The sequence below is a fragment of the Staphylococcus sp. HMSC34C02 genome, assembly GCF_001838705.1.
Classification (GTDB): Bacteria; Bacillota; Bacilli; order Staphylococcales; family Staphylococcaceae; genus Staphylococcus; species Staphylococcus borealis.
Map to the genome: position 1 here is coordinate 155,666 of NZ_KV838583.1, position 7,426 is coordinate 163,091.

Below are 7,426 nucleotides of genomic sequence, written 5' to 3' on the forward strand. Positions count from 1 at the left end.
AACGAATTTAAAAAGAATTCTGTCCCACTCCCTTCCTTGTTATCTTGGCAATCGCTGATTGATTTGAAAATGCGCTTAAATCAAGCATTATTCAAACCTAGTCATCCTTGACGGCGAGGCCCCAGCAAAGAGCATTTCACTAAGAAATTCTACAAATTAAGCAAGCTGAGTACGGATAAAGCATTTACTTGATTCCTCTCCCGCACCCGATGATGTTATGCTTTATTTACTTCTTTTCTCATTTTATAAAGATAGTATGGTTTATGATTAATTTCTCCAACAATTTCAAATCCCATTTTTTGATACAATTTCAATGCTGCTTTATTATCTTTCACTACTGTTAACGATAGTTTACTAAACCCTGATGCTTTAGCTTTTTGTTCTGCAACATTTATAAGTTGTTGGCCGACACCTTTCCCTCTGGCATTAGGCATCGTCGCTAGCATACTAATATGATATTCATCTTCGTTGCCTTCATCCATCGTAACAAGTGAATAAAATGATTTTGGGTGTGTGATGATAGACTTGAAGGGTTTAATTTTATTCATTGAAATAATTTGAAGTACGGTTGGTATCATCGCCTTATCAATTTGTTTTAAAGGACTGCACGTGATCGCACCAAGAACTTGGTCACCTTCTAAAGCCACAAATGACATATCATGACTAAATCGGTTCGCATGATTTTGCCATAATCGTTGTAAGTCTTCAACAATTTCTTTATCTTTAGATTTACCTAGTATAATCGGCGCCATGTCGTCTATTGCCGCATATATTAATTGTCCCCCTTCTTGGTGATGCGGTTGTGCTGATTGAATAGTTAATTTAGTCAATGTTATTCCTCCTTATTTAACTATTTACTTCTTTTTTAAAATTAAACAATATTTGAGCTTATGAGTAATATAATTTATAATATAAAAGTTAATTTACACATTTTTATTATTTCATTTAAAAAGGAAGGTCATATGAGAAAAAGAAAAAACTGGTATTCAAAAGTATATTATTTATTTGTTACTGTCTTAATTATTGCTATTATAGCGATTGCATTTATACTTTATAAAACGCGTGAAGAAAAACAAAATCGCTCACTAGATTATTATTCAAGTTTTCAAGAATTAAAAGATGATACAACAGAAGGTAAAGACTGGCGTGTTAAAACAAAAAACCGCAAAGATAATCACATCCTTGTTACGGCTATTCACGGCGGCGGTATTGAACCAGGTACGACTGAACTCGCTCGTCGTGTGGCCAATCTAGGTAAGTATGATTTTTATACTTTTGAAGGATTAATGCCTAAACATAATGAACGTTTGCATATTACTTCAACTGTATTTGATGAACCAACCCTCCTAAAAATGTTGGACCACTCCGAAGAGACTATATCCATTCATGGCTATGCAGGTGAAGATCCAATTGTTTACGTTGGCGGCAAAGATAAACAATTAGCCAAATCAATCACAAAATCATTAAAACGTAAAGGTTTCACAGTTCAAAAGAGTCCTAAAGGTATTGAGGCGACATCATCCTCCAATATCATTAATAGAAATGACAATGATACCGGCGTACAACTTGAATTAACAACCGGACAACGTGCACTGTTTTTTAAAGATAAACAACTGGATCAACAAACAAGATCGAACCCAGACAACTACACCCGTACGTTCTACAAATTTGCCAAAGCAGTTAATCAAGGCATTGAAAACGCTCAATAATCTATTCTCAGGTGCTAAGCTACCCTCACTACGTTTTCACCCCTATTTAAATTGGGTATAAAGTACTATAGTGAGGGGGAACGTGTTATGTTAGAAACATTAACTCAAGAACAAAAATATACAATAGCGAAATTTTATAAATTATATATGGAACGTTCTAATGAAGGTCAGTCAGAAAATGAAGCAAATTATTTTGGTAATAGTATAAAAACACAAGACGATTATTTCTGTGATCGTGAATATGATGATTTTTTAGAGAATTGTAAAGTACTCATTGATCATGGTTATCTAGATGGACAACTAACAGCAGATAGAATTGACGATATTACGATTACTAACAAAGCTTTCACGGAGATAGAACAAAGTTTTAAATAATTAAACCGCTACGTTAGACTATGACTAACGTAGTTTTATTTTTATGAAAAAGGTGAATATATGACTAACTGGAAAATTAATAATCAATCACATAGACAATTAATGGTTCAAGCATATGAAAATGAAATCTCTATAGTTGAACCTTATCATAATGGTGCATTTAGAATATTAGCAGAAATCGACTTAAATCAAACATCGAATGAAACACAACTTAATGATGAAAAACTATATGTTTCTGTCAGTAAAGAGAATGAGGAAATTAACATTTACGATAGAGTCAATTAGTGTGATACATAAAGCCTTTACACTACTGTTTTCAAATAGTAATTAGATGTTAATTACAAGGTAATATGTATTTTATAATATGTGTAGTACAATGCAATTAATAATGTAAATTAAATGGAGGTAGCCTATGGAGAAACTGTTGTTCTATACAGGCACGGTATTATTAATCATAGCGATTATTTTAATTTTATTCGCTATTGTGGCAGTTTTTAAAAATAAAAACTATTTAAAATATTTCGCAATGGCTATTACGATTATTTTACTTAGCATGCTTGCTTTAGGCATTCATAAAATGATTGAAAGTAACAATCCATCTGAAAATCACGCAACACACTCTAAAGAGGATAAATCGTCTAAAGAAAAAGATAAAGATAAGGATAAACAAAGCAAAGACAAAAAAGATAATAATAACGATAAAGATGATAGTAATGTTACTCAAGAAGAACAAAATCGCTCTGAAGAAACATCAGCTAATAAGGAAGCAAATACTCAAGAACAGCAAGGCACACAACAAGAACAACCAACCGCTGAACAATCAACTAATGAAACACCTTCTACACAACAAGGAACTACACAAAACAATGCAGTCAATAATCAAAATTCAAATCAATCAAACAACTCAAACCAATCTTATAATCAAAATGGCAGAAATATAAATAACAACACTAATAATGGCGATCACAACAGTTCAAACGAGAATGCTTCTACAGTCAACAACTCAAGTGCTGAGGACCAGTCAAAAACCGAAAATCAAGCAGATGATAATCAGGTCCAAAGTTATTCTGAAGATAGTGCAAATGGACAGTTTAGAAGTAATGATACATCAGCAGAAAGTAATACTAATGAGACAGATAATAGTACAAATTAATTAACAGTGAAATAGCGTGTTTTCTATATTCACTGTAACTAGCCTTGTCACTCAGTGAATGAGATAACAATGACGTAGCTTATCTCATTTATTCGATTTAATTGAATTTATAAATTATTATTAACTGTTGAATTTTTAGAAAAGTGTGACATACTTATATTAATATTATTTATATCAATTAGATATTAAATATAATTAAACAAAGGGTGACACATATGAAAAAAGTAGCTTTTGTACTGCTTTCAAGTTTTTTATTATTAGGGGCATGCGGTAATAATGATGACCCAGTAGACAATGTTAAGAAAAGTTCTGACAAAAAAGACAATCCTAACGCGCATAAAGACAAAGGCGAATCAGATCGTACAGATGGTAAAAAAATTAACGATAACTAATAGCAAAACTAGCATTTACGTGTTTCATTTATTGAAACACGTAAATGCTAGTTTTTTGTTTTTACATATGCCTAAAACGATACGTTGACTTACTTTCAATTGTGATCTTTATCAAATAGTTTTCCGACATCTTTTAATAAATCTTTACTTCCTAGCCATGTAGAAAGAGATGACATCATAAAACTAATCGCTTTCGTTAATAATTCCATATTACAACAGCTCCTTTACTAACGAGTTGTCTTAGTTCATCATGCTGACTTTAGTCTGCTTACTATATATATACCACATCGAAATTGGATGTAACATCATTGAAGCGTGGTGCAGAACTTTAAATCCTTTTTAACCCCAGCTTTCACTGCTTGTAGAATTTCTTTATGAAATTCTCGTTGCTGGGGCCCCGAACCCCAGCTTTCACTGCTTGTGGCATTTCTTTTCGAAATTCTCGTTGCTGAGGCCCGACTGTACTGAGAAAAGCTTAATTTAAGTGTCTTATCAATTCAGTCAGCTACTGCAAATTTTCCAAATAGCATTATCATATTATTTATGTTGAAGAATCTTTAAAAAAGCGTTAGAACCTTTCGTTCTAACGCTTCGTCTACATTTATTGAAATTTGCATTTCAAATCCGATAATCAATGTACTTGTTTTAAAGTCCACGCACGACCGTTGACTAAAAAGAGAACAAGTCCTACTTGCTCTCTTTCCTAAGTTATTTAAAACTTATTCTTAGCTATGCAATGTATTTCGGTTTATAACGTCCACGCATTGTCGTTGACATTTATATTATAACATTTTTATTAAATATTTCAAGACTAATAAATATAATATAATTTAGTTGCGCTCATTCAATATATTTTGGATATGACTATGTTGCTTATCAAAAACGCTTAGTCCACGCTTTAAATAGCTTATTGTTTTGGAACTTCACAGTATACATCGTGTATCTATTAATAGAATTTACGATATCATTTACAATCTTTGTATTAACATGCGATTTTAATAATTCGTCTATCTCTATTTTACATTCATTATAAATTGTAGTGATATCAATCACATTTTGCACTTCTAATAACTTTGTTATTTTTACTCTACATTCAGCAATTAACATCTTATCTGCCTTTTCTTTTGCCATAATTTTTCTTTTTTGACTATTACGTGCTTCAGCCTCTTTTAATAATTGCTGTCGTTTTAACTCTCGCTCTTTTCTCAATGCTTCCTGTTCTTTTTCTCTTTGAATACGTCTTTCTCGTTCTAGTTCTTCTATATACGCAAGATATTTCTTTCTATGAAAATAATCAATCAAAGCAAAGACTTTCTGTTCGATGTTAGTGGGCAAAGCCATACTATACTTTTTAAAATCATTAATTAATTCAATATTCTTACTCGTAATAGGCTTTGATGAATTCGCATTAAATTCTTCCACGTCTGACTCAGAGATCGTATTCCACTCTTTATACATGTTTATCACTTTACGATGATACTCTGAATCATTCATCAATTTATCATGATTTAAGAGTACATCATCCAACCAATCATCTAACAAGAACATATTCTTTCTAACCTGATAAGCAATACGATTCGGAATGCCACTATGTTCTTTAAAATGTTCAATCCCAAGTTTTATAATAGTATCTTTTGACTTTGATCGAAGTATATATTGATACTTTAATTCTTTTCCGCATTCACAATATAATGGCGTATCATTACAACTCGTTCTGTAATTTTCATTTACTTTAAAGTCGATAAGTTCCCACTCTTCTGAATAGCGATACATATCATTAATTAATATATTCTTTTTTCTGTATTTTTAATACTTAAACAGTATTTCTCTTTGGTTCTCAGTTAATTGACTGATTAAAGCATGTCTATGTTTCTCGTTATTCACATATCTCAAATAACCACCTCTTCTACTTATAAGGGTTAACTTTAGTTCATTACACATTAATGTGATGGTTTGATTTGTATGTTTGCATATGTAAAAAGAGATATGACTAATCACTCATTAATCATATCTCTATATCAACACTATGATATTCAATTATAATGCCTAGTCTCATAGCAGACGGCTACTACTGTACATGATTTTGTTTTTTAAAGTCCACGCATGGTCGTTGACTTAATTATATTATAATAATTTTATATAATAAATACAACATCATTTATATATTCTAACCTAGAAACGTTTAAATACAAAACCAAAAGAGACTGGGACATATATAAAATAATGATGTATTTTGGAAATCTGCAGTAGCTGACTGAACTGAGAAGGCGCTTAAATCGAGCTTTTCTCAGTTCTAGTCATCCTTGCGGGCGGGGGCCCCAACAAAGAGAATTTCACTAAGAAATTCTACAAGCTAAGCAAGCTGGGAGTGGACGACGAATTTAAAAGAATTCTTTCCCACTCCCTACATAGTGGAGACGGTGGGAGTTCATTAAAGCTTTTATTTATTAATGTAAAAACCTATATAACTGTTGTCATAACAATGCTTATATTACTTATCAAAGTTAGTGCAAAATATTAATCCAGTTGTTTCATTTAATCACTCTTAAAAATATTGTTATTAATACATAAGAAATTTTTATAACTTATTTCTAGTGAGATTTATTTAAAATTTCTTTTTTTAATTTACTTCTCAAATGTTCTAATGTAATAGGATCTGTAAACCAATAATCTTCTGCTTTATATGAAATTACATGTCCTTTTTTTACAGCTTCAATATTCTGCCATGTATGTGTTTTTTCAAAATCAAATTTTGCGTATGAAGGTTTACTTAAAAATATATAATCACCAGCATATTTACTAATATTTTCTTTTGAAATGGAAGCATAACCTTTTTTATCTTCTTGTAATTTATCTTTATATTGCTTTGTCATTGGCATACCGAATGCATCATGAACAATATCCAAACCACGACCCCATGTAGAGTTATATATGTATATTTGCTTTTCATCCGGTTCAAACACAGAAGCTGTTGCTTGACCTACTTTACTTTGAATTTCTTTTTTATCTTTTCTAGTTTTATCTTCCCACTCTTCAATCCATTTTTTGGCTTTATCCTCATTATTAGTCAACTTGCCTATTTCTTTTAATATTTCTTTATGATTGTATTTATTGTATGTATATGGGACTGTTGGCGCTATTTTTTGATATTTTTTAATATTTTTATCCATAGCATCTACAACTATTAAATCTGGTTTTGCTTTAGCAACTTTTTCAACATCATTTTCTCCAATATAATCAACCCCTTTTAAATAAGGTTTTAAAATTGAAGAATCTTTAGTTATATCTGAAACAGCAATTGGTTTGATTCCTAACTTTATAAAATCACCGACATAAAATCCGGTTAAAACAGCAACTCTTTTAGGTTTCTCTGGTACTTTCAGTGTTTTACCATTTTCAATTTTATAGTCTTTAGTCTTAGTCGAGTTACTTGTTTTATCGACAGATGCTGAACACGCAGTCAAAATAAACAAACTACATAATAAAATTCCAAATAATCTTTTCATAATATCATCCTTTAATTTTTAATTAATATTCATTTTCAATTGATATTCATTTTCAATTATAGATTTTTTAAAATTATAGTCAATACTTATATGTATCCCACTCGATGATATGAATGTAATACGTTAATTTATATTCACTGTCTGCAACGTGTGCGGTTATAACTTTATATCAATGTACAAAAAACTGTTTTAACATTAAAATAAGCACATTCCTGATTAATAGGTATTTTAGTTTGAGCATTTTATAATTAACATAAAAAATAGGCTCTATAATAAATTGGACTGATGACT

General features: G+C 30.8%; 8 protein-coding genes. 5 read left to right on the forward strand and 3 right to left on the reverse strand.

What is annotated here, in order from left to right:
- Positions 1 to 215 precede the first annotated feature (215 nt).
- Entirely contained in the window at positions 216 to 830 is a 615-nt protein-coding gene (locus HMPREF3239_RS06965; RefSeq protein WP_070855154.1) for a GNAT family N-acetyltransferase, read from the reverse strand.
- A 132-nt stretch (positions 831 to 962) separates the two neighbouring features.
- Here HMPREF3239_RS06965 and HMPREF3239_RS06970 point away from each other — a divergent pair, with 132 nt between their 5' ends.
- From HMPREF3239_RS06970 to HMPREF3239_RS12465, 5 genes are all read left to right on the forward strand, one after another.
- Positions 963 to 1,709 (forward strand): poly-gamma-glutamate hydrolase family protein, encoded by a 747-nt coding sequence (locus HMPREF3239_RS06970; protein WP_070855155.1) that lies wholly within the window; start codon positions 963 to 965, stop codon positions 1,707 to 1,709.
- Positions 1,710 to 1,796: 87 nt separating this feature from the next.
- Positions 1,797 to 2,084, forward strand: coding sequence for a hypothetical protein (locus HMPREF3239_RS06975; protein ID WP_053029878.1), 288 nt, complete (start codon positions 1,797 to 1,799; stop codon positions 2,082 to 2,084).
- 60 nt (positions 2,085 to 2,144) lie between these two features.
- Positions 2,145 to 2,369, forward strand: coding sequence for a hypothetical protein (locus HMPREF3239_RS06980; RefSeq protein WP_053029879.1), 225 nt, complete (start codon positions 2,145 to 2,147; stop codon positions 2,367 to 2,369).
- Positions 2,370 to 2,496: 127 nt separating this feature from the next.
- On the forward strand, positions 2,497 to 3,237 hold the full coding sequence (locus HMPREF3239_RS06985; RefSeq protein ID WP_070855156.1) for a hypothetical protein: 741 nt from the start codon (positions 2,497 to 2,499) through the stop codon (positions 3,235 to 3,237).
- A gap of 215 nt (positions 3,238 to 3,452) precedes the next feature.
- Positions 3,453 to 3,629 (forward strand): hypothetical protein, encoded by a 177-nt coding sequence (locus HMPREF3239_RS12465; protein ID WP_174841502.1) that lies wholly within the window; start codon positions 3,453 to 3,455, stop codon positions 3,627 to 3,629.
- Between the two features lie 876 nt (positions 3,630 to 4,505).
- Here HMPREF3239_RS12465 and HMPREF3239_RS06990 read toward each other — a convergent pair.
- Positions 4,506 to 5,402 (reverse strand): hypothetical protein, encoded by an 897-nt coding sequence (locus tag HMPREF3239_RS06990; RefSeq protein ID WP_070855157.1) that lies wholly within the window; start codon positions 5,400 to 5,402, stop codon positions 4,506 to 4,508.
- 818 nt (positions 5,403 to 6,220) lie between these two features.
- Positions 6,221 to 7,135: an iron-hydroxamate ABC transporter substrate-binding protein gene (locus HMPREF3239_RS06995; RefSeq protein ID WP_070855158.1), complete on the reverse strand. Its 915-nt coding sequence runs from the start codon at positions 7,133 to 7,135 to the stop codon at positions 6,221 to 6,223.
- Positions 7,136 to 7,426 lie beyond the last annotated feature (291 nt).

What these genes read in the sequence shown, in the direction of transcription:
- HMPREF3239_RS06995 (WP_070855158.1), bottom strand. Translation starts at nt 7,135, where the DNA reads ATGAAAAGATTATTTGGAATTTTATTATGTAGTTTGTTTATTTTGACT.
- HMPREF3239_RS06985 (WP_070855156.1), top strand. Translation starts at nt 2,497, where the DNA reads ATGGAGAAACTGTTGTTCTATACAGGCACGGTATTATTAATCATAGCG.
- HMPREF3239_RS06975 (WP_053029878.1), top strand. Translation starts at nt 1,797, where the DNA reads ATGTTAGAAACATTAACTCAAGAACAAAAATATACAATAGCGAAATTT.
- HMPREF3239_RS12465 (WP_174841502.1), top strand. Translation starts at nt 3,453, where the DNA reads ATGAAAAAAGTAGCTTTTGTACTGCTTTCAAGTTTTTTATTATTAGGG.
- HMPREF3239_RS06970 (WP_070855155.1), top strand. Translation starts at nt 963, where the DNA reads ATGAGAAAAAGAAAAAACTGGTATTCAAAAGTATATTATTTATTTGTT.
- HMPREF3239_RS06990 (WP_070855157.1), bottom strand. Translation starts at nt 5,402, where the DNA reads ATGTATCGCTATTCAGAAGAGTGGGAACTTATCGACTTTAAAGTAAAT.
- HMPREF3239_RS06980 (WP_053029879.1), top strand. Translation starts at nt 2,145, where the DNA reads ATGACTAACTGGAAAATTAATAATCAATCACATAGACAATTAATGGTT.